We start from the raw sequence: 564 nt of genomic DNA, 5'->3' as shown, positions 1-564 counted from the left end.
AGCGGCACGGTGGCCTCGGGCGGGCGGCCCGCGTTGATCGAAACGATCATGCGATAAACCGACGAATAGCTGCCGGTGTAGCCGTGCTCACGCCGCAACGCGGCCAGAATCGCGGTGCCGGGCACTTGCTGCTCGATCCATGAGGCGATCAATGAGCGGTGGACCTCAAGCCCGGAGACAGTGGACCTAGCCTTGTGCGGCGGCCCAAGCGCCGCGGCGATCTCGGCGTCATCGGGCAACGGCGCATCGGGCTTGAGCCAGCCGCGTTGTTCGGCCAACTCTCGCAGTGCGGCGAGCTTGCGTCGGCCCATATAGCGACAGCGCGCCAGTTCGCGCTCGGAATCCCCGTGGCGCATGCGCACGAGAACCTGTCGATATTGATGCATCTCGATTCTCCGTCGGCCCATCGCAGCCTCCCTTGGGGGATCACGCCCCACAAGTTAAGCCTGCGATGAGCATCACGATCGAGATGCTCGACTCCTTCCCTGGCTCCTATATGCCGGAAACCGACTGGCTCCTATATGCCGGAAACGAAGTGGCTCCTTTATGCCGAAAACGTCCCGG

1 pseudogene is annotated in these 564 nt (G+C 63.5%); it reads right to left on the bottom strand.

The annotated features are described in order from the left end of the window. Positions 1–386: pseudogene (locus GWC77_RS28200) on the bottom strand (IS21 family transposase); the annotation flags it as partial. Between the last annotated feature and the right edge of the window lie 178 nt (positions 387–564).

Origin of the sequence: Paraburkholderia sp. NMBU_R16 (assembly GCF_013282575.1) — a bacterium.
Lineage (GTDB): Bacteria > Pseudomonadota > Gammaproteobacteria > Burkholderiales > Burkholderiaceae > Trinickia.
Note: the sequence above shows the minus strand (reverse complement) of the source record. Positions and strands in the feature narration are given on the sequence as shown.